The sequence below is a fragment of the Cupriavidus basilensis genome (assembly GCF_008801925.2).
In the GTDB taxonomy this organism is placed as follows: Bacteria; Pseudomonadota; Gammaproteobacteria; order Burkholderiales; family Burkholderiaceae; genus Cupriavidus; species Cupriavidus basilensis.
Genome location: NZ_CP062803.1, coordinates 616872 through 634630, shown reverse-complemented (window position 1 = coordinate 634630; position 17759 = coordinate 616872). Strand labels below are relative to the sequence as shown.

General features: G+C 65.5%; 20 protein-coding genes and 1 other RNA gene. 5 read left to right on the top strand and 16 right to left on the bottom strand.

What is annotated here, in order from left to right; translation table 11 throughout:
• Nucleotides 1–15: 15 nt before the first annotated feature.
• Complete coding sequence (locus F7R26_RS02830) at nucleotides 16–741, top strand: queuosine precursor transporter (RefSeq protein WP_150988014.1); 726 nt, start codon at nucleotides 16–18, stop codon at nucleotides 739–741.
• Nucleotides 742–767: 26 nt separating this feature from the next.
• On the opposite strand, the gene F7R26_RS02825 is transcribed toward F7R26_RS02830, so the two are convergent.
• From F7R26_RS02825 to tyrS, 5 genes are all read right to left on the bottom strand, one after another.
• Nucleotides 768–1442 carry a histidine phosphatase family protein gene (locus F7R26_RS02825; RefSeq protein WP_150988011.1) on the bottom strand — a complete coding sequence of 225 codons (675 nt, stop codon included), beginning with the start codon at nucleotides 1440–1442 and terminating at the stop codon, nucleotides 768–770.
• An 89-nt stretch (nucleotides 1443–1531) separates the two neighbouring features.
• Nucleotides 1532–2191 (bottom strand): YbhB/YbcL family Raf kinase inhibitor-like protein, encoded by a 660-nt coding sequence (locus tag F7R26_RS02820; RefSeq protein ID WP_150988008.1) that lies wholly within the window; start codon nucleotides 2189–2191, stop codon nucleotides 1532–1534.
• A 47-nt stretch (nucleotides 2192–2238) separates the two neighbouring features.
• Entirely contained in the window at nucleotides 2239–2406 is a 168-nt protein-coding gene (locus F7R26_RS02815) for a hypothetical protein (RefSeq protein ID WP_170301930.1), read from the bottom strand.
• Between the two features lie 6 nt (nucleotides 2407–2412).
• The gene (gene dtd, locus F7R26_RS02810) at nucleotides 2413–2934 is read right to left on the bottom strand and encodes a D-aminoacyl-tRNA deacylase (protein WP_150988005.1); all 522 of its coding nucleotides are present in this window, start codon (nucleotides 2932–2934) and stop codon (nucleotides 2413–2415) included.
• A gap of 19 nt (nucleotides 2935–2953) precedes the next feature.
• Nucleotides 2954–4195 (bottom strand): tyrosine--tRNA ligase, encoded by a 1242-nt coding sequence (tyrS, locus tag F7R26_RS02805; protein WP_150988003.1) that lies wholly within the window; start codon nucleotides 4193–4195, stop codon nucleotides 2954–2956.
• 228 nt (nucleotides 4196–4423) lie between these two features.
• On the opposite strand from tyrS, the gene F7R26_RS02800 reads away from it, so the two are divergent.
• Nucleotides 4424–5803 carry a M23 family metallopeptidase gene (locus tag F7R26_RS02800; RefSeq protein ID WP_150988000.1) on the top strand — a complete coding sequence of 460 codons (1380 nt, stop codon included), beginning with the start codon at nucleotides 4424–4426 and terminating at the stop codon, nucleotides 5801–5803.
• Between the two features lie 19 nt (nucleotides 5804–5822).
• A complete protein-coding gene (locus F7R26_RS02795; RefSeq protein WP_150987997.1) occupies nucleotides 5823–6965 on the top strand; it encodes an anhydro-N-acetylmuramic acid kinase in 1143 nt (380 codons plus the stop codon).
• A 16-nt stretch (nucleotides 6966–6981) separates the two neighbouring features.
• Here the strand turns inward: F7R26_RS02795 and F7R26_RS02790 are convergent, their stop codons facing one another.
• Nucleotides 6982–7896 (bottom strand): LysR family transcriptional regulator, encoded by a 915-nt coding sequence (locus F7R26_RS02790; RefSeq protein ID WP_150987994.1) that lies wholly within the window; start codon nucleotides 7894–7896, stop codon nucleotides 6982–6984.
• 92 nt (nucleotides 7897–7988) lie between these two features.
• Here F7R26_RS02790 and F7R26_RS02785 point away from each other — a divergent pair, with 92 nt between their 5' ends.
• Entirely contained in the window at nucleotides 7989–8780 is a 792-nt protein-coding gene (locus F7R26_RS02785; RefSeq protein WP_150987991.1) for a phytanoyl-CoA dioxygenase family protein, read from the top strand.
• 76 nt (nucleotides 8781–8856) lie between these two features.
• Here F7R26_RS02785 and erpA read toward each other — a convergent pair whose 3' ends face one another.
• The 5 genes from erpA to rplM all read right to left on the bottom strand — a co-directional run bounded on the left by erpA (nucleotide 8857) and on the right by rplM (nucleotide 11636).
• On the bottom strand, nucleotides 8857–9225 hold the full coding sequence (gene erpA, locus F7R26_RS02780) for an iron-sulfur cluster insertion protein ErpA (RefSeq protein WP_150987988.1): 369 nt from the start codon (nucleotides 9223–9225) through the stop codon (nucleotides 8857–8859).
• Between the two features lie 110 nt (nucleotides 9226–9335).
• Nucleotides 9336–9749 carry a bactofilin family protein gene (locus tag F7R26_RS02775; RefSeq protein ID WP_150987984.1) on the bottom strand — a complete coding sequence of 138 codons (414 nt, stop codon included), beginning with the start codon at nucleotides 9747–9749 and terminating at the stop codon, nucleotides 9336–9338.
• 34 nt (nucleotides 9750–9783) lie between these two features.
• A complete protein-coding gene (locus F7R26_RS02770) occupies nucleotides 9784–10533 on the bottom strand; it encodes a DUF6776 family protein (protein WP_150987981.1) in 750 nt (249 codons plus the stop codon).
• A 270-nt stretch (nucleotides 10534–10803) separates the two neighbouring features.
• Nucleotides 10804–11196 (bottom strand): 30S ribosomal protein S9, encoded by a 393-nt coding sequence (rpsI, locus tag F7R26_RS02765; protein WP_006156414.1) that lies wholly within the window; start codon nucleotides 11194–11196, stop codon nucleotides 10804–10806.
• A gap of 11 nt (nucleotides 11197–11207) precedes the next feature.
• The gene (gene rplM / locus F7R26_RS02760) at nucleotides 11208–11636 is read right to left on the bottom strand and encodes a 50S ribosomal protein L13 (RefSeq protein ID WP_006156415.1); all 429 of its coding nucleotides are present in this window, start codon (nucleotides 11634–11636) and stop codon (nucleotides 11208–11210) included.
• Nucleotides 11637–12401: 765 nt separating this feature from the next.
• Here rplM and F7R26_RS02755 point away from each other — a divergent pair.
• Entirely contained in the window at nucleotides 12402–12824 is a 423-nt protein-coding gene (locus F7R26_RS02755; protein ID WP_150987978.1) for an OsmC family protein, read from the top strand.
• Nucleotides 12825–12906: 82 nt separating this feature from the next.
• Here the strand turns inward: F7R26_RS02755 and rnpB are convergent.
• The 5 genes from rnpB to F7R26_RS02730 form a co-directional block, all read right to left on the bottom strand.
• Nucleotides 12907–13248: RNase P RNA component class A (rnpB, locus tag F7R26_RS02750), an RNA gene on the bottom strand.
• Between the two features lie 43 nt (nucleotides 13249–13291).
• A complete protein-coding gene (locus F7R26_RS02745; protein ID WP_150987975.1) occupies nucleotides 13292–14152 on the bottom strand; it encodes a DUF3025 domain-containing protein in 861 nt (286 codons plus the stop codon).
• Nucleotides 14153–14172: 20 nt separating this feature from the next.
• Entirely contained in the window at nucleotides 14173–15207 is a 1035-nt protein-coding gene (pyrC, locus tag F7R26_RS02740; RefSeq protein WP_150987972.1) for a dihydroorotase, read from the bottom strand.
• A 46-nt stretch (nucleotides 15208–15253) separates the two neighbouring features.
• On the bottom strand, nucleotides 15254–16594 hold the full coding sequence (locus F7R26_RS02735) for a glycerate kinase type-2 family protein (RefSeq protein WP_241754407.1): 1341 nt from the start codon (nucleotides 16592–16594) through the stop codon (nucleotides 15254–15256).
• Complete coding sequence (locus F7R26_RS02730) at nucleotides 16591–17679, bottom strand: tartrate dehydrogenase (protein ID WP_150987969.1); 1089 nt, start codon at nucleotides 17677–17679, stop codon at nucleotides 16591–16593. The genes F7R26_RS02735 and F7R26_RS02730 overlap by 4 nt, the downstream gene beginning before the upstream one ends.
• Between the last annotated feature and the right edge of the window lie 80 nt (nucleotides 17680–17759).

Genomic DNA, 17759 nt, shown 5'->3' with positions numbered 1-17759 from the left:
CCCTGGAACACCCCGATGACCACGTCAAGCGCCACGTCCGCCTACAGCGGGCGCGTCTATCGTTACTACGATCTCGTGATGGTGGCTTTCGTCACGGTCCTGCTGTGCTCCAACCTGATCGGCGCGGCCAAGGCGGCCCAGGTCACACTGCCGGTGATCGGCCCGGTGACCTTCGGCGCGGGCGTGCTGTTCTTCCCGATTTCGTACATTTTTGGGGACGTGCTGACCGAGGTCTACGGCTACGGGCGTGATCGCCGCGTGGTCTGGGCCGGATTCGCGGCGCTGGCGTTCGCCACCTTCATGAGCCTCGTGGTGCTGAAGATGCCGGTGGCGCCCTTCATGAGCGATTACCAAAAGAGCCTGGAAGACGTCTTCGGCAACACCTGGCGCATCGCGCTAGGCTCGCTGATCGCGTTCTGCTGCGGCAGCTTCACCAACAGCTATGTGCTGGCCAAGATGAAGCTGTGGACCAACGGCCGCTGGCTGTGGACCCGCACCATTGGCTCCACGCTGGCCGGCGAGCTGGTCGATTCCTCGCTGTTCTATGTGATCGCCTTCTACGGCATCTGGCCGCTGGAGAAAGTGATCCAGGTCGCCATTGCCCAGTACATCCTCAAGACCACATGGGAAGTGGTGATGACGCCGGTCACCTACAAAGTGGTGAACTTCCTCAAGCGCGCCGAGCGCGAAGATTACTACGACCGCAATACCGATTTCACGCCCTTCCGCCTGCGGGTGTAAGACGCGCCCGGCGCGGCCAGTGCGGCTCAGGGCACCCTGCGGTCGACTTCGTCGAGGGTCAGCGCTTCCAGGTGGCCCACGTCCGCCCACTGCATGACCGTGAGCCGCACGCTGTCACAGCGCAGCCGGTTGATGCTGGCATTGAGCAGTTCGTGCCGGCGCGGCGCCTCCAGCGTCATGTCGTTGGCTTCGCGGTACAGGCAGTCCAGCACGCCGCCATGCGCCACCAGGGCGATGCGCTCGCCGGGATGGCGGCGCCCGAGCGCCAGCGCGGCTTCCACCGCGCGCTCATGAAACGCCAGCAAGGACTCGCCGCCATCGGGCGCATAGTCGGGAACCCGCGCTTGCCACCTGGCGAAATCCTCGGGCAGCTGCTCGGCCACTTCCGCGTAGGTCATGCCTTCGAGCGCGCCGTAGCAGCGCTCGCGCAAGCGGGGATCGGGTTGCACCGCCAGGCCGAGCGCCTCGGCCAGCGGCGCCGCCGTCTGCATCGCGCGCGCGAGGTCGCTGGCGTAGACCGCATCGATCGGCTCGACCGCCAGCGCCTGGGCCAGGGCATCGGCCTGCGCCACGCCGGTGGCGTTGAGCGGAATGTCGAGCTGGCCTTGCAGGCGCCGCTCGCGGTTCCATGCGGTCTCGCCGTGGCGGATCAGGATCAGGTGGGTGAAGGCCAGCGAATGCGGCCCGGGCAATTGCGACATGCCGTTTCCTTTAGGCGATTTAGGCGGCGCTACGCTGTGCTGCCGTAGCGCCCCTGGCGCGCAGCGCTTGCGCGCCGCGCGGCCGGTGCTTACTTCGCCGGCTGGCCGGCAAGCTTAGGATTGAGGGTATAGGTGCCGGTGTAGGCTGCCTGCGCCAGCACGTGGCCCTGGATGGCCTCGCGCACCATGGCGCCGGTAAAGGTGCCCTCTAGCGGCAGGCGGTCCAGGTCGAGCGCGTAGACGGTAAACACGTAGTGGTGCACCAGGCTGTCGTTCCACGGCGGGCAAGGGCCGTCGTAACCATAGTAGTCGCCCTTCATGTCCGGGTCGCCGGCGAACCAGCCGGTGTAGTCGTTCAGGCCGTGGCGCAGCCCGCCTGCCGCGGCCGTGCCGCCCGTGGCCTCGGGCCCCGGCTTGCCGCGCGCGATCACGCCATCGCTGTGGGTGCCCGCGGAGATGGTGCGCAGCCCCATCGGAATATCCACCAGCACCCAGTGAAAGAAATCCACGCGCGGCAGCGAGGCGGGCACTTCGCGGCCTTCCTGGTTGACGTCGTCGCCACGGCTGGGCACATCCGGATCGTGGCAGATCAGGACGAAGGAGCGCGTCTCGGCCGGCGCCTCGTCCCAGTGCAGGTCGGGATTGCGGTTGCTCGACAGCGTCACGTGGGTGGCGGGATCGATCGCACCGAAAGCGAACTCGATCGGAATCGGCCCGTTGTCGCTGAATGCGTTGCTCCAGAGCTTCATGTTTCTCTCCTTGCTGGGTTGCGCCGCGCGCTGCGCGGCATACGGGATCAGGCCAGGGCCGGTCCCGGCGGTGACGTGCGGCGGCGGTAGCTGAGCTGCAGCAGGCCGTCGTCGAAGGCTTGGTGCGCCGCCAGTTGCCAGTCCACGCTGCCATCCGGCAAAGCGTTCATGCCGTCGAGGCTGGTGGCGATGTAGAAGGCGATTGTCTGGGTCATGTCCGGTCAGGCCGTCGCCGCATCAGCGGCTGGCCTGGGCTGGGCTGGCTGGGAGGAGGCCGACGGCGCGGCCGGCGGCACGCGCAGCCAGAAGGTGACCGGACCGTCGTTGACCAGGCTGACCTGCATCATCGCGCCGAACTCGCCGGTCTGCACCTCGCCGTGCGCGGCGCGCGCACGCGCCACGAAATGGTTGTACAAGCGCTCGCCATCGGCGGGCGCCGCGGCCGGGGTGAAACTGGGCCGCGTGCCGCTGTTGGTATCGGCGGCCAGCGTGAACTGCGACACCACCAGCAGGCCACCGTGCGTGCCGCGGCCATCGATGTCCTGCACGGGCAGGTTCATCTTGCCGGCCTCATCAGAGAACACACGGTAGGCCAGCAGCTTGGCGAGCAGGCGTTCGGCCTGCGCTTCGGTGTCGCCGCGCTCGGCGCAGACCAGCGCCAGCAGCCCGGCGCCGATCTCGCCGGTGGTGCGGCCATCGACAGTGACGCGGGCCTGGGCGACCCGCTGGATCAACGCAATCATGAGCCGTTCCTGCCCGGCTTCAAGCCAGCGTCACGCGTGCGAAGCGGCGCTTGCCCACCTGCACGACATAGCTGCCGGCCTCGACCTTCAGCCCCTTGTCGCTGACGACGGTGCCGTCGATCTTGACACCGCCCTGCTCGATATTGCGGTTGGCTTCCGACGTGGACGGCACCAGGTTGGCCTGCTTGAGCAACTGCCCGATGCCCAGCGGCGCGCCGGAAAGGCTGACCTCGGGGATTTCGTCGGGCACGCCGCCGCGCGCGCGGTGGTTGAAATCCTCGAGCGCGCGGTCGGCGTCGGCTGCGCTGTGGAAGCGCGTGACGATCTCCTGGCCGAGCATCACCTTGCAGTCGCGCGGATTACGGCCCAGCGAGATCTCCTGCTTCATCAGGTCGATCTCGCTCATGGGGCGGAACGACAGCAGCTCGAAGTACTTCCACATCAGGTCGTCAGAGATGCTCATCAGCTTGCCGAACATCTCGCTCGGGGCTTCGGTCACGCCGATGTAGTTGCCCTTGGACTTGGACATCTTCTCCACGCCATCCAGGCCCACCAGCAGCGGCATGGTCAGGATGCACTGCTGCTCCTGGCCGTATTCCTTCTGCAGCTCCCGGCCCACCAGCAGGTTGAACTTCTGGTCGGTGCCGCCCAGTTCCAGGTCGGCCTTGAGCGCGACGGAGTCGTAGCCCTGCATGAGCGGGTAAAGGAACTCATGCACCGAAATCGGAATCCCAGTGCGGAAGCGTTTGGTGAAGTCGTCGCGCTCCATCATCCGCGCCACGGTGTACTTGGCCGCCAATTGGATCATGCCGCGCGCGCCCAGCGGATCGCACCACTCGCTGTTGTAGCGGATCTCGGTCTTGGCCGGATCGAGCACGAGGCTGGCCTGGCTGTAGTAGGTCTGGGCGTTGGCCTCGATCTGCTCGCGCGTGAGCGGAGGACGCGTGGCGTTGCGCCCGGACGGATCGCCGATGGTGGAGGTGAAATCGCCGATCAGGAAGATGACCTGGTGGCCCAGGTCTTGCAACTGACGCATCTTGTTGAGCACCACCGTGTGGCCGATATGGATATCGGGCGCGGTCGGGTCCAGCCCCAGCTTGATGCGCAGCGGCACGCCGGTGGCTTCGCTGCGCGCGAGCTTGGCCAGCCATTCGGATTCGACCAGCAGTTCGTCGCAACCGCGCTTGGACACCTCCAGGGCGTGCATCACTGTGGGCGTGAGGGGGTAGGAAGTGGCAGCGCCGGAGGAAACTTCAGTCATGACGTAAGTCTTTGAAAAACATGAGAATTCAGACCGCGGCACAAAACGGCTTGCGGCCGGTTTTGGTATAATCCGCGCTTCTTGTGCAAACGGGAATGCTCCCGTGGGCCAACCGCCATTCTAGGCGGCAAACCAATATGGCAGGCGCCGCACCTCCGGGGAGGAAGGCAGACGAAGCAAAAAATCGTCGCGGCAACGCAGCCCGAAACAAAGAGTGAATTTTACGTGATGTGGTCCAGACTCCGCGAAGTTTTCGCGCGGGAGCTGGTGGTTCTGGTCGATCCTACCAATGCCCTGCACGCCCGTCGGCGCAAGCAGTTGACAGCAGCGGTGGGTACGGTGTTCACGCTGGGCATGGCAGCCGCCATGGGCGTGGCCCCCCGTAGTGCCTTCGACGACCCCCAGGCTCCGCGTGTCCGGGAGGCGATACGCCTGCCCGATCTGCGCACGCAACTCGAACAGCTTACCGAAACCGACGCCACCTATGTGCGCGAAGAGCGCATGCAGCGCGGCGACACCATTGCCAGCCTGCTCAAGCGGCTTGGCGTGGACGACCCCGATGCGCAGGACTTTATCCGGCGCAACACCACCGCGCGCGGCCTGTTCGACCTCAATCCCGGCCAGACGGTGCAGGCCGAGGTCGACGAGAACAACCTGCTGGTGTCGTTGCAAGCCAACCTCGGCGGTGACGCAAACGCCTCTCGCGAACTGGTGATCGAACGCGCGGGCGACCCTGCCGATCCGGTCTACAAGGCCCGCGTGCAGTCGGTGAAGAACGAGCTGCACTATGAGATGCTGTCCGGCGCCATTGCCTCGGGTGGCTTCTTCAAGGCCATGGACGCGGCCAATGTGCCCGACGAGATCGTCCAGCAAATGCTCTCGATCTTCTCCGGCGTGATCGATTTCCACCATGACATCACCAGCGGAGACCGCTTTCGCATCGTCTACGAAGCGGGCTTTCGCGACGGCGCGTTCGTGCGCAACGGGCGCGTGATGGCGGTCGAGCTGATCAACCACAACCAGTTGCACCAGGCGCTCTGGTACGCACCGGAAGGCAGCAAGCAGGGCGCGTACTACACCTTTGACGGGCGCAGCATGAAGCGGCCGTTCCTGCGCTCGCCGGTGGAGTTCTCGCGCGTGTCGTCGGGCTTCGGCGGGCGTGACCATCCGCTGCACCACCACTGGGCGCAGCACAAGGGCGTGGACTTTGCCGCACCCACGGGCACCAAGGTGATGGCCACCGGCGACGGCGAAGTCGAGTTTGTCGGTCAGCAGAACGGCTACGGCAACATCGTCATCCTCAAGCACCATAGCGGCTACTCCACCTACTACGCGCACCTGTCAGGCTTTGCCACGATGAAGCGCGGGCAGCATGTGTCGCAAGGCGAGGTCATAGGCTACGTCGGCCAGACCGGCTGGGCCACTGGCCCGCACCTGCACTACGAGTTCCGCGTCAACGATGTGCCGCTGAACCCGCTAGCCATCGCCGCGCTCGACACGCCCGCGCTGTCCGGCCCGGCGCGCCAGCAGTTCCTGAGCTATACCAGCGAGATGCTCAGCCGCATCAACGCGCTGCGTACCTACAACGTGGCTTCGGCCAGCAATTGATCCATCAAGCCCGCCCAGCATGCCAACTTCGTCCCCAGACTGCTTTATCGGCATCATGTCCGGCACCAGCATGGACGGCGCGGACGGCGTGCTGGTCGATTTCTCGGGGCCACGGCCCACGGTGCTGGCGGCAGCCTTCCAGCCCTTCCCGGCAGAGCTGCGCGACGCGTTCAGCGCGCTGCAGCAGCCCGGCGATGATGAAATCCACCGCGAGGCGCTGGCCGCCAACGGGCTGGCGCGCGTCTATGCGGCTTGCGTGGCAACCCTGCTGCGCGATGCCGGGCTGGCGCCGGACGCCATCGCGGCAATCGGTGCGCACGGCCAGACCGTGCGCCATCGGCCCGGCTTGTACGACGGCATCGGCTATACCCGGCAGAGCCAGCAACCCGCGCTGCTGGCCGAGTTGACGGGCATCGACGTGGTGGCGGATTTCCGCAGCCGCGACGTGGCGGCCGGCGGCCAGGGCGCACCCTTGGTACCGGCGGTGCACCAGGCGCTGTTCGGCGACGCCGAGCAGACGCGGGTGGCCTGCAATATCGGCGGGATCTCCAATATCAGCGTGCTGCCCGCCGCCAGCGCAGGCGGCGCGGCGCGGCCGGTCACCGGCTTTGACTGCGGTCCGGGCAACGTACTGCTCGATTACTGGATCGACCGGCATCACGGCCTGGCCTACGACGCCGGCGGCGCCTGGGGCGCCAGCGGCAAGGTCGACCAGGCGCTGCTGGCGCGCCTGCTGGCCGAGCCTTATTTCAGCGTGGCCCCGCCCAAGAGCACGGGCCGCGACCTGTTCCATCCCGCCTGGCTGGAAAATCATCTTTCCCAGCACGGCACGGCACTCGACCCCGCCGACGTGCAGGCCACGCTGGCCGCGCTGACCGCCGGGGCCATCGCCCGCGATGTCAGCCAGCACGCGCCCGACGCGGCGCGGCTGATCGTGTGCGGCGGCGGCGCCCGCAACCACCTGGTGATGGCATTGCTGGCGCAGGCGCTGCCCGCTGTCGCGGTGCAAAGCTCGGACGAACTGGGCGTTCCCGTATCGCAGGTGGAGGGCATCGCTTTCGCCTGGCTGGCGCGGCAGATGCTGCGCGGGGCACCTGGCAATGTGCCTACCGTCACCGGCGCGGCCGGCCCGCGTGTCTTGGGCGCGCTCTACCCTCGATAACCACGCTTCGCCACCCTCACGCCGGCTCGGCGTGGCCTGCCTCGCAAACCCACTGGATAAACGCTTGCGCAACGGGCGACGGCCGCATGGCCGGCGAACGCGCCAGCACCACGCGCTGCGGCGCCACGGCCTCGCGCAGTGGCAAGCAAACGATGGGCTGCCCGTCATAGCTGTGGTCGCCTGCCGGACGCGTGCATGAGAGCGCCACGCCATAGCCGTGCGCCACCAGGCCGCGCTGCATCTCGAAGGTCTGCGTGTACTGGTGCAACTGCGGGCGCAAGCCGTGCGCCCAGAACAGCGAGAGGAAGTACTCACGTGTTTGCGCGATATCCTCCAGGATCAGCCGTTCGCCGGCCAGGTCTTGCAGGCTCACGCTTGGCTGGACGGCCAGCGCATGGCCGGGGTGCAGCAGGGCGTACGGCGCAAGCCGGGCAAGTACCCAGCGTGCAATGCGCTGGTCAAAGCCGAGATCGTAGGTCAGCGCCAGTTCCGCCTTGCCGGCAGCGAGCGTGCGATGCACCGTGGCCAGGTCGGCCTCGAACAGCGTCACGGCAACATGCGGATGCAGCCGCCGGAAGCCGGCCAGCAGCCGCGGTGCGAAGTAGGCGCCAAGATCCTGGAAGCACGTTAGCGACAGTTGCCCGCTAAGGCCGCGAGCCTGTGCCTGGTCCACGCCGTCGGTTGCCAGGCCGGCGGCCAGCGCCAGGATGTCGCGAGCGCGGCCCAGCAGGCGCTGGCCAGCCGGCGTCAGCTCCAGCCCGCGGCTGACCTGGCGGCGAAACAGGGTCTCGCCCAGCGTTTGCTCGAGCTGCGCCACGGCCTGCGACACGGAAGGCTGCGATACGTGGCGCGCGCGGGCAGCCGCGCTGATGCTGCCATGCTCGGCGGCCGCGACAAAGTACTCGAGCTGGCGGAAGGAGAATCCAATCATGATTTCCTATACTACAGCATAGGAAATATATTCTTTTCCTATTGCCACCTTGCCCCGATACTCGTCCCAAGCCAGCCATCCATGGGACCCTCATGCACATCACCGCAGCCGAAATCGAGACCTACCAGCGCGACGGCGCCCTGGTATTGCGCGGCGCCTTCACCGATTGGGTGACGCCGCTGCGCGAAGGATTCGAGCAGAATCTCGCGAAGCCGGGCCCTTTTGCCATCGAGAACGTCGGCAGCGGTGAGCGCGGCCGCTTTTTCGAGGATTACTGCAACTGGGAGCGCATCCAGCCGTTCGCCGACTTCATCCGCCGCTCACCGGCCGCAGCCATCGCCGGCCACATCATGCAAGCCGAGGCCGTCCAGGTGTTCCACGAGCACATCCTGGTCAAGGAACCGGGCACGGCAAAGCCCACGCCGTGGCACCAGGACCTGCCCTACTACTGCGTGGATGGCCTGCAGACCGCGAGCTACTGGATCCCACTGGACCCAGTCACCACCGCCAATACCTTGCGCGTGGTGCTGGGCTCGCACCGCTGGCCCAAACTGGTCAGGCCCAAGCGCTGGGCCAGCAATGAGAATTTCTATGCTGGCAGCGACCAGTTCATGGAAATGCCGGACGTGGACGACGGCAGCCACGCAATCCTGATACCGGAACTGGAGCCGGGCGATGCCGTGGTGTTCGACTTCCGCACGGTACATGGTGCCGCGGGCAATACCGGCACGGAACGGCGCCGCGCCTTCTCGGCACGTTTCCTGGGCGATGACGTGCGCTATCTGGAGCGGCCTGGCCGCACCTCGCCGCCCTTCCCCGGAATCGGCCTGGCCAGCGGCGAGCGGATGCGCGAGGACTGGTTCCCGGTGGTCTGGCGCCGGTAGGCATAAAAAAAGCGCACCTAAGTGCGCTTCTTTATTGCCGCGTGTCCTGTCGGAAGCCGCGACGCCCTTGCGAGCCTTATACCGAGAACGAAGAGCCGCAACCGCAGGTCGTGCTTGCGTTGGGGTTCTTGATCACGAATTGCGCGCCGTTGATGTCTTCCTTGTAATCGATCTCGGCGCCCACCAGATACTGGTAGCTCATCGAATCGATCAACAGCGTGACGCCATTCTTGTCCAGCGTGGTGTCGTCCTCGTTCACCTCTTCGTCAAAGGTGAAGCCATACTGGAAGCCGGAACAGCCGCCGCCCTGCACGAACACGCGCAGTTTCAGCTCGGCATTGCCCTCTTCCTCGATCAACTGCTTGACCTTGTCGGCAGCGCTGTCAGTAAAGACGAACGGGGCCGGCATGTCCTCGGTAACGGGTGCCTCTGCGACTGCGTTCATGGGGTTCTCCTATGTAGATACGCCTGTATTTTAAGCGCTCCGGGAAGATCGTGCCGAAACCCCGTGAATTCAAGGGGTTCTGTTGATGCAACCAGGCCGCGGGTGCCGTATCAGGCGGATTCTTGCGTGCCGGATGCCAGAACCAGGTTGGGCAGCGCCTTGGGCTGCGCACTGCCGAGCGGCACGAGGCGGCCCTCCACCAATGCCCCCTGGTGCATTTCCAGCGCGGCGTAGTGCACCTCGCCCTGCACGCGGGCGTGCGGCTGCAGCTCCAGCAGCTCGGTCGCGTGCACGGGCCCGGTGACCGTGCCGTTGAGAATCAGGTGCCCGACCCGGACTTCGCCCTCGACCACGCCTTTTTCGCTGATGACCAGCATGCTCGCCTGGTCGGCAGCCGCCGTCACGTTGCCGCGTACCCGGCCATCCAGGCGCAGGCCACCCGAAAACGTCAGGTCGCCCTGGATCACGCTGTGCTGGCCAATCAGGGTATCGATCGACAAGCCTTTCTTCTTGGAAAACAACATAGGTCCCTTTTTCCGTTGCTGGCCCAGCGCACCCTTACGGCATGGCCGTCTGGGTCGCGCGCAACTGACCGTTTTGCAAAATTCGTACCGTGACCGCCCGCACCGTGGCGCCGGCAGGCAGCGCAAAGGCACTTTCGATCCGCTGGTAGTGCGTGACCCGCAGGCCAGGCAACAAACCGGCGCCATTTTCCGGCAGGCTCAGGGTGACCGGCTTGCCATCCCGCAACAGCGAAACGACTAACTGTAACTCACCGCGGAACTCCGGCAAGGATGAAAAAGCCTTGGATCCACCCTGCATTATCAGCAATCGATAGTGCATCTTCAGCGGGTCGGCTTCATCAAGACCCACGCGAAAACTCCGCACATGGATGCCTGACGTATTGCCGCTGGCCGGGAGCAGACCCTCAAAAAATGCCAGGTCTTCCTTGAGCTGGGCGACCTCGCCTTCCGCCGTCTTCAACTGCCCGGCCAGCGCCTCCTGGGCGCTGCGGGCCATCTGCAACTGCGCCTCGGCGGTGTTGGCCACCGCCTGCAAGCGCTCTTGCTGAGCCGTCATCGCCGCCACCTGCTCGCGCAGCGCCTTGTTCTCCGCCGTCCTGTCCGGCGCACCAGCCAACCGCCGGCCAGCGTCATACGCCCAATGCGCGGCGACCACCACCACCACGAGCACGACAACGAACACCGCGGCGGCGCCCAGCACACGCAGCGGCCACGGCAGATGCGAACGCACCGCCAGGCTCCCGGATAACGAGCCCCGGCGCGGGCGCAGCACGCGATACTTCATGCGCCGCGGACGCCCGGCACCGGCAGGCGGGCGCGGTGCGGGTCGGCAGGCCATCGCATCCAATGCATCATGGTCGGGTTCTCCGGGCGGCAAGAGCAGGGATTGTATCCGGGGAGATGCAAAGTATTTGTAAAACGTGGTAATAGCCTGCCGTTGCGCACCATTGCAAGCACCTTTACGTGCGCTAGCGGCGAAAAAAAACCGCACGGCGAACCGTGCGGTTTTTTCTGAACGGCCAGATCCGGTTGACCCGGACCTGCCGAACACACATTAACGCTTCGAGAATTGCTTCCGACGACGCGCCTTGTGGAAACCGACCTTCTTACGTTCCACTTCACGCGCATCGCGCGTGACGAAACCGGCCTTGGACAGCGACGGCTTCAGGGTGGCATCGTAGTCGATCAGTGCACGGGTGATGCCGTGGCGCACTGCGCCGGCTTGACCCGTTTCACCGCCGCCAGTGACGTTGACCTTGATGTCGAAGGTCTGTGCGTTGGCAGTCAGTTCGAGCGGCTGGCGCACGATCATCAGCGAGGTTTCGCGAGCGAAATACTCATTGATGGGCTTGCCATTGACGATGATATCGCCCTTGCCCGACTTGATGAAGACCCGAGCCACTGCGCTCTTGCGGCGGCCAGTACCGTAATTCCAATTTCCGATCATGGATGGCCCCCTTAGATTTCCAGCGCTTTAGGCTGCTGCGCTTCATGCGGATGCTCGGCTTCGGCGTAAACCTTCAGCTTCTTGATCATCGCATAGCCCAGCGGGCCCTTCGGCAACATGCCCTTCACAGCTTTTTCCAGGGCGCGGCCCGGGAAACGTTGCTGCATCTTACCGAACGTCGTTTCGTAAATGCCGCCCGGGTAACCCGAGTGACGATAGTACTTCTTGTCGGTTTCTTTGGTACCCGTGACACGCAGCTTGCCTGCGTTGACGATGATGATGTAATCACCCGTGTCGACGTGCGGAGTAAATTCCGGCTTGTGCTTGCCGCGCAGTCGGCGTGCCACTTCGCTGGCAACACGGCCGAGGACTTTGTCCGTCGCGTCAATCACGTACCAGTCGCGCTTAACCTCTGCAGGCTTTGCGGAAAAGGTCTTCATGATTTTTCCTGAGACTTGTAGAACCTGCCCGAAACATTGACTTTACGTCGTCGGCCGACCCTTAGGATCTGACCTTCCTGCTTGTATGTGCAGGCTCTCCCTGAATTCCTTCCCGCGGGCATGACGGAAAAGCCTACGAGTATACTGCGGACTGAGGCTGGAGCACAAGGAAAGTTAGGGAAGAACGCCAAGATGGTGCCGCTCCGTGTGCTGCTCGCCATCCAGAATGGATGCAAACAGCATAAAAGCAAGCCATGAAGCACTTCGCGCCAGGATGTGCATGCGGTCTGGGGGGCGCAGAATAAAAAAAACCCAAGCTATTGAGCTTGGGTTTGAATCCACCAAAGGAGGAGGGTGGAGGAGACACCGGGAGATCGACGGGGCTGGATCGTGGTGCGGGCCGGCGAATGTGGCTGAAACCATCCGATTCGCTTTCGCACTCTGCGCCGTGTTGTGCGCCGTCGTTCAATGGTTCAAATTATACATGAGCGCTCTCCCAGCGCAAGGAAATTTGCAGTGCGAAATGACATTCCGTATTGTGAAAAATTATCAAGAGACGCAGGAAGATTTTTTATATAATAAAATCAACAACTTAACAATGTGCCGCGCTGTCACGGTACTGTCATCTTAGAAGAAAGCTTCAGTTTCCGGGAAAAATGTCGAGTTACGGCGCTTCTAGCCAAGTGGCCTATACTCAAAAAGCAAGCTTTGAAATCGCGTGTTCATGATCGAATACGCACTCACTAGAACGCAGGATCGAACAAAATGGAATGCAAAGTAACTTGGATGGGCACCGACGGCATGAGCTTCGTGGCCGAGACGGGCAGCGGCCATATCGTGGCGATGGACGGTGCACCCGAGGGCGGCGGCCACAACCTGGCCCCGCGTCCGATGGAAATGGTTCTGCTGGGCACCGGCGGCTGCACCGCCTATGACGTGGTGCTGATCCTGAAAAAGAGCCGGCAGGATGTGCGCGGCTGCAGCGTGAAGCTGCAAGCGGAGCGCGCCAGCGAAGACCCGAAGGTTTTCACCAAGATCAACTTCCATTTCACGGTGAGCGGGCGCAACCTGAACCCCGGCGCGGTCGAGCGTGCCATCCACCTGTCGCACGACAAGTATTGCTCGGCCTCGATCATGCTGGCCAAGACGGCGGAAATCACGCACACGATGGAAATTGTGGAGGTTTAGGTGCCTGGCGCCTACCCAGTCCCGGGGGAGCCGGCGGTGGCGCCTCCAATTGGGATGGGTGCGCGCCACACTAAAGAATCAGAAGCAAAGCAGGCCGATAAGCCGGATTCTGTGCGCGCCGGCTTCCTTGCGGTTGCCGGCACGTGACAATCATTCCTCTAGGCCGGTCGTTACCGACCGGCTCAAGCTCCCTACCCGCAGGCTCAGCGGGCCGCCTCAATGCCTGCCTATTTGGGATTGCTCCAGGTGGAGGTTACCGCGTTTCACCCTTCCCATCGGGCGAACCCGATGGCAAGACTCGTCTCTGTGGCCCTATTCCGCACGTTGCCGTGGATGGCTATTAGCCAACACCCTGCCCTATGGAGTCCGGACTTTCCTCCCCTTGCACCACGAGGGTGCAAGCAGCGATTGTCTGGCCTGCTTTGCGGCCCGCAGTCTAACACCGTTTGGCCACGAACCGGCCACCCTCATGCGGCCTGCGCGCGGCGCCCGGGACGAAACACCGTGGTATCCGCGTAGTAGGCCGGATCGCGATTGGCTTCGCACCAGCCGGGAATGCCCAGCACCGGCAACGGCGCAAAGCGGCCGCTGTGCAGCTCGGCCGCTTCGAGCGAGGCGCACACGGCGTCGTCGAGCGAGCCGGGGAGCGCGGCGCCTGCAGCCGGCGGGATGGCCAGCGGCCATGCATGTGCGGTCAGGGCCTTATAGGGCCGCACCAGCTTCTCCAGCAGGGCGTGGCCGAAGGGCACCACGCTGCAGCGGGCGGTGCTGTCACGGCTGCCGGCATGCTCGCTACCGTCCCAGACATCCCGCCGCGCCACGAACAGGTGCTCCCAGCCAAAACCGCGCAAGACGGACTCCAGGCCACTGTCGGCACTCAGGAACAGAATGGCGTTCTCGTCGAACAAGGTCGCGGCATCGCGCAGGCTGCCACGGCGGCCCTGCACGCCTGCCACCGCGATAGCGTGGGCCTGCAGCCGGTTCAGCACGCCTTTGGAACGGGGAAAATGCAGCCAGATGAGCGCATTGAAGAAATCGTGCAGGTTGTCGCGCGTCGGCACGGCGCCGGTGGCGTAAATATGTGCCTCGTAGGCCGTGCCGGCGGGCAATTCGGCTTGCGCAACGAAACGCAGCGGCACGCCGCGGGCATTGCGCAGCGCGCGCTGCGTGGCCACTTCGCTGAGGACGGCGCGCAGGTCGGCGCCGCCTCGCAGCGCGCTGTCCAGCGCGGAGCCGATGGTGGCGAACGGCCGGAACCAAGGTTGCGTCCAGTCGATCTGCGCCACCGCCGCAGCCAGCGCCAGCCGGACCTGGCTCTCTGCTTGCACTTCCACTTCGCCAGCGCGGCTTAGCGGGCCTTCCAATGCAGCGTTTCGCCGCCGCGCAGCGGCACCAGCGTGGTGTCGCCATAGGGCAGTTCGGCCGGCAGCTCCCACGCCTCGCGGACCAGGGTGAGCGTGCCGCTATTGCGCGGCAGGCCGTAGAACGCCGGGCCGTTGAAGCTGGCAAAGGCTTCCAGCTTGTCCAGCGCGCCGGCGGCTTCGAAGGCCTCGGCGTAGAGCTCCATGGCGTGCAGCCCGGTATAGCAGCCGGCGCAGCCGCAGGCATGCTCCTTCAGCCCGCGCGCGTGCGGCGCGCTGTCTGTGCCGAGGAAGAAGCGCTCACTGCCGGACACGGCCGCGGCCACCAGGGCTTCGCGGTGGGTCTCGCGCTTGAGCACCGGCAGGCAGTAATAGTGCGGGCGGATGCCGCCGGTGAAGATGGCGTTGCGGTTGTACAGCAGGTGATGCGCAGTGATGGTGGCGGCGACGGGACCTTGCGCGTCGCGCACGTACTCGGCCGCATCCTTGGTGGTGATGTGCTCGAACACCACCTTGAGCGCCGGGAAGTCGCGGCGCAGCGGCGTCATGACCTTGTCGATGAAGACGGCTTCGCGGTCGAAGATATCGATCGCCGGATCGGTCACTTCGCCGTGCACCAGCAGCGGCAGGCCCACGCGCTGCATGGCTTCCAGTGCTGCCGCGCAGTGGCGCAGGTCGGTCACGCCGGCATCGCTGTTGGTGGTGGCGCCGGCCGGATACAGCTTGACCCCGTGCACGAAGCCGCTGGCCTTGGCAGCGACGATTTCCTCGGCGGTGGTCTTGTCGGTCAGGTACAGCGTCATCAGCGGCTCGAACGCCATGCCCGCCGGCAGCGCGGCCAGGATGCGGTCGCGGTAGGCCGCGGCCTGCGCCACCGTGGTCACGGGCGGCTTCAGGTTGGGCATGATGATGGCGCGGGCGAACTGGCGGGCGGTGTCCGGCAGGACGGCGGCGAGGGCCGTGCCGTCGCGCAGGTGCAGGTGCCAGTCGTCCGGGCGGGTAATGGTGAGAGTCTGGGTCATGGCTTTCGGGGGCCGGCCGGCAGTCGCGGCTGGCGCTTATCAGGGATTACAGAATCAGGATGGCGCGGTAGTCATTCACATTGGTCCGCGTGGGGCCCGTCACCACGAGGTCGCCGGCGGCTTCGAAGAAGCCCCAGGCATCATGCGCGTCGAGCCGCGCGCGCGCCGGTGCACCGGCAGCCTGCGCACGCGCGAGCGTGGACGGGTCCAGCAACGCGCCGGCATTATCCTCGGAGCCGTCGATGCCGTCGGTGTCCGCCGCGATAGCGTACACATGTTCAACGCCATCCAGCTCCAGGGCGAGTGACAGCAGGAACTCCGAGCACCTTCCGCCACGGGGCTTTCCAGCCGCCCCGCTACCGCCCTGCGGCAACGTGACGGTGCATTCACCACCGGAAATCAGCACCACGGGCACCGCGAATGGCGCATTGTACGCGCGTATCTCACGCACCAGCGCGGCGTAGACCCGGGCAACTTCCTGGGCCTCGCCGGTCACCGTGTCGCCCAGCACCACCGGCTGGATGCCGCGTGCGCGGAAGTGATCCGCTGCCGCCATCAGGCTGCCGTGGGCGGTGGCGATCACACGATTCTCAACCCGCGCGAACAGTGGATCGCCAGGCTTGGGCGTTTCCGCCACTTCGCCGCGCGCGCCGCGCTCCAGGTGCGCCTGCACCACCGGCGGGACCGCCGCGCCGTAGCGGCGCAGGACCGCCAGGGCATCAGCGTAGGTACTGGCGTCTGGCACGGTAGGGCCGGAGGCGATGGCGCTGGGGTCGTCCCCGGCAACGTCGGACACGATCAGCGTGGTCACCGGCGCGCGGCAGGCCTGGGCGAGGCGCCCGCCCTGGATGCGCGACAGGTGCTTGCGCACGATATTCATGTCCGTAATGGGAGCGCCGCAGCGCAGCAACTCCTGCGTGGTGGCCTTGAGGTCCGCCATGGCGATGCCCTCGGCCGGCAGCGACAGCAGGCTGGAACCGCCGCCGGACACCAGCACGATCAGCCTGTCATCCGGCCCGAGCTCGCCCGCCCGAGCCAGGATCTCGGCCGCGGCGCGCTCGCCGGCCTCGTCCGGCACCGGGTGGCCGGCCTCTATCACGCGCACGTGTTCGGTCGGCAGGCCGTGGGCGTAGCGCGTCACCACCAGCCCGTCGAGCTGCACCGCGCTGTTCTGGCTGGCATACGCCCGCTCCACGGCCAGCGCCATCGAGGCCGCAGCCTTGCCGGCGCCTACCACCAGGGTACGCCCGCCAGCCTGGGGCGGCGGCAGGTGGTCCGCCACGATGCGCAGCGGATCCGCTGCCGCCACCGCGGCATGGAAGCTATCGAGCAGCAGGGCGCGCGCGTCGGCCGCGGTGGCCGGCAAAGGTTGGGCGGTCGTGCTCACAGCGCTTGCGCGATGGCCTGGCCGAGGTCCGCCGTGCCGGCCTTGCCGCCAATGTCGCGGGTCAGCGGGGCATGCTCCGGCCCGGCCGACAGCACCTTCTCGATGGCACCCAGCACGGCCGCGCCGGCTTCCGGCTGGCCCAGATGCTCCAGCATCATGGCGCCGCACCAGATCTGGCCAATCGGGTTGGCCACGCCGCGCCCGGCGATGTCCGGCGCGGAGCCGTGCACCGGCTCGAACAGGCTGGGGAAGGTGCGGTCCGGGTTGATATTGCCCGAGGGCGCGATGCCGATGGTGCCGGTGCAGGCCGGGCCCAGGTCGGACAGGATGTCGCCGAACAGGTTGCTGGCAACCACCACGTCGAACCAGTCTGGATGCTGGACGAAGTGCGCGGTGAGGATGTCGATGTGGTACTTATCCACCTTCACGCCGGGGTAGTGGGTAGCCATGGCCTCCACCCGCTCGTCCCAGTACGGCATGGTGATGGAGATGCCGTTGGACTTGGTGGCCGAGGTCAGATGCCTGGCCGGACGCTTTTGCGCCAGATCGAAGGCGAACTTGAGGATGCGGTCCACGCCCGTTCGCGTCATCACCGTTTCCTGGATCACCACCTCGCGGTCGGTGCCGGGGAACATGCGCCCGCCGATGCTGGAGTACTCGCCCTCGGTGTTCTCGCGCACCACGTAGAAATCGATGTCGCCCGGTTTGCGCGCATTGCCGTCGCGGTCCACCAGCGGGCTGCGGATGCCGGGCATCAGCCGCACCGGGCGCAGGTTGACATACTGGTCGAAAGAGCGCCGGAACTGCAACAGCGAGCCCCACAGCGAGACATGATCAGGCACCGCGTCCGGCCAGCCCACCGCGCCAAAGTAGATGGCGTCGTACTTGACCAGGGTGTCGAACCAGTCGTCCGGCAGCATCTTGCCGTGGCGTGCGTAGTAGTCGCAGCTGGAGAAGTCGAAGTGATCGAACTGCATGTCGATGCCGAACCGGCGCGCGGCGGCGTCCATCACGCGCAGGCCCTCAGGCATCACTTCAGTGCCGATGCCATCGCCGGGGATGACTGCGATCTTGTATTTGCTCATGTCTCGAGGGCCCGCTGAATGGTATTGAAATCGGGGAAAAACGCGCTGCGCTTGGCAGATAACCCGGGCAGGCCGGATAA

Bases quoted from the DNA above. Each gene is read 5' to 3' on its own strand.
- F7R26_RS02820 (WP_150988008.1), bottom strand. From the start codon at position 2,191: ATGAAGCTCTGGAGCAACGCATTCAGCGACAACGGGCCGATTCCGATC.
- F7R26_RS02815 (WP_170301930.1), bottom strand. From the start codon at position 2,406: ATGACCCAGACAATCGCCTTCTACATCGCCACCAGCCTCGACGGCATG.
- F7R26_RS02775 (WP_150987984.1), bottom strand. From the start codon at position 9,749: ATGTTGTTTTCCAAGAAGAAAGGCTTGTCGATCGATACCCTGATTGGC.
- rpsI (WP_006156414.1), bottom strand. From the start codon at position 11,196: ATGATCGGAAATTGGAATTACGGTACTGGCCGCCGCAAGAGCGCAGTG.
- rplM (WP_006156415.1), bottom strand. From the start codon at position 11,636: ATGAAGACCTTTTCCGCAAAGCCTGCAGAGGTTAAGCGCGACTGGTAC.
- F7R26_RS02730 (WP_150987969.1), bottom strand. From the start codon at position 17,679: ATGAGCAAATACAAGATCGCAGTCATCCCCGGCGATGGCATCGGCACT.
- tyrS (WP_150988003.1), bottom strand. From the start codon at position 4,195: ATGACTGAAGTTTCCTCCGGCGCTGCCACTTCCTACCCCCTCACGCCC.
- pyrC (WP_150987972.1), bottom strand. From the start codon at position 15,207: ATGACCCAGACTCTCACCATTACCCGCCCGGACGACTGGCACCTGCAC.
- erpA (WP_150987988.1), bottom strand. From the start codon at position 9,225: ATGAACGCAGTCGCAGAGGCACCCGTTACCGAGGACATGCCGGCCCCG.
- dtd (WP_150988005.1), bottom strand. From the start codon at position 2,934: ATGATTGCGTTGATCCAGCGGGTCGCCCAGGCCCGCGTCACTGTCGAT.
- F7R26_RS02830 (WP_150988014.1), top strand. From the start codon at position 16: ATGACCACGTCAAGCGCCACGTCCGCCTACAGCGGGCGCGTCTATCGT.
- F7R26_RS02800 (WP_150988000.1), top strand. From the start codon at position 4,424: ATGTGGTCCAGACTCCGCGAAGTTTTCGCGCGGGAGCTGGTGGTTCTG.
- F7R26_RS02770 (WP_150987981.1), bottom strand. From the start codon at position 10,533: ATGAAGTATCGCGTGCTGCGCCCGCGCCGGGGCTCGTTATCCGGGAGC.
- F7R26_RS02790 (WP_150987994.1), bottom strand. From the start codon at position 7,896: ATGATTGGATTCTCCTTCCGCCAGCTCGAGTACTTTGTCGCGGCCGCC.
- F7R26_RS02755 (WP_150987978.1), top strand. From the start codon at position 12,402: ATGGAATGCAAAGTAACTTGGATGGGCACCGACGGCATGAGCTTCGTG.
- F7R26_RS02795 (WP_150987997.1), top strand. From the start codon at position 5,823: ATGCCAACTTCGTCCCCAGACTGCTTTATCGGCATCATGTCCGGCACC.
- F7R26_RS02825 (WP_150988011.1), bottom strand. From the start codon at position 1,442: ATGTCGCAATTGCCCGGGCCGCATTCGCTGGCCTTCACCCACCTGATC.
- F7R26_RS02785 (WP_150987991.1), top strand. From the start codon at position 7,989: ATGCACATCACCGCAGCCGAAATCGAGACCTACCAGCGCGACGGCGCC.